The sequence below is a fragment of the Micromonospora sp. M51 genome, from assembly GCF_018070305.1.
Taxonomy (GTDB): Bacteria; Actinomycetota; Actinomycetes; order Mycobacteriales; family Micromonosporaceae; genus Micromonospora; species Micromonospora parva.
The window spans coordinates 1-1,509 of sequence record NZ_JAGPXZ010001076.1 but is presented as its reverse complement, the minus strand read 5'-3'; the positions used below and the strand labels follow the sequence as shown (position 1 = coordinate 1,509).

General features: G+C 76.3%; 1 pseudogene. It reads right to left on the bottom strand.

Going from position 1 to position 1,509, the window contains the following annotated elements:
- Positions 1 to 121: 121 nt before the first annotated feature.
- Positions 122 to 1,509, bottom strand: a pseudogene (locus KBX53_RS32595) (hypothetical protein); the annotation flags it as partial.

Sequence of the window (1,509 nt, the reverse complement as noted above, 5' to 3'; positions counted from 1 at the left end):
ATCGTGCCTGACCATCGGCCCGCACCCGGCCGGAGGGGGCGAGATTTGGTGGTCACCGACACCACCTGCGGGTACGACGACGGCGGGGCCACGGTTGCCCGTGACCCCGCCGTCGGTGCAGCTACTTTGCGGCCGGCTTCAGGCAGAGCACCCGGTTGCTGCCGTCACCCGGCAGCACCACGTGGGGCTGCGTCGTGTCGGTGCACTTCTCCTTGGCGTCCACCTTCGAGACGATCGTGAACGCACCCGCCTCGCCACAGTCCGCCGCCGAGGCGCCGCCCTCGCCGGACTGCTTCACGCAGGTGCCGACCGCCGGGTCGAAGGCCGGCGCGTCGTCCCCGCCGACCTTGCCGAGCAGCAGCAGCAGACCGAGCGGCACCGCCAGGATGAGCACCGCGGCGATCAGCACCGCGGCCAGCACCCGGCCGTTGCGCACCTTCGGCGCCGGTGCTTCCACCTTCGGCTCGTCGGCGTCCGGCTTGAACGCGTCGAACCGGCCCTGGTCCGTCGGGCTGACCTCCTGGCCCCAGGACGGCGCGGACTGCGCCGGCGGCGGGAACGACGGCGGGAAGCCGCTGCCCGACACCGGTTCGGCCGCCGGCGCGCCGAAGCCGGGCCCGCCGGAACCGGGGCCACCGAAGGTCGGCGCACCGAAGGTCGACGTCCCGTTCACGGTGCCGGCGGACGGCGAGCCGGGGCCGCCGAACTGGTCCGCCGGCTGGTCGGCACCGGCGTGCGGCCGAACGCCGTTCACCGGCCTGTTGTTACCCGGGGCGTCGACGAAGGACGGCACACCGGGCGGGAACGCCGGCGGCGCCGACGGGGCCTCGTTGAACGGGTTCGGTGCGGGCTGCCGGTCGTCGAAGCGCGGCTCGGCCGGGGAGTCGCCACCCCAGCCGGACCCCGCCTGCCGTTGCGCGTCGTGCTGCCAGTCGGGCGCGATCTGCCGCTGGCCCTCGTTCTGCCAGTCGGGCGTGGCCGGCTGCGGCGCGTCGTTCTGCCACTCCGGGGCACCCTGACGGTCGCCGCCCGGGTTGCCCTGGAACGCCTCCGGCTCGGGCTCGGCCTCCGGCTCCGGTCGAGCCGGGCGACCGTACACCCGGGGTTGCGGTGCGGCGGTGCCGGTCGGTCGGATCGCCTGGTCGGTCGGGGGCATCACCCGGCTGGCCAGCGGCACCGAAGCGCTCGCCGTGGCCCGGGCCGCCGCGCCGGCTGCCGACTCGGCGTCCGACACCGGTACCGCCGCACGACCCGCTCCGGACTCCGGTGAGGTACGCGGGGCGGGCACCACCGCGGCGCTCGCGGCGGAGTCCTCGGGGCGGCCACCGTACTGCGCGGCGGCGTCCGGGGTCTCCCGCTCGGCGTAGGCGGGCTGCTCGGGGATCGGCGCGAACTGGGCCTGGGGCGCGTAGTCGGCCGGTGGGGCGGCAGCCAGGCTGGCGCCCGGCACGCGCTGCTCCTGCGGAGGCAGCGGCACCGCGTTCGCCGGTGAGATGCCCGGTGCGGGAC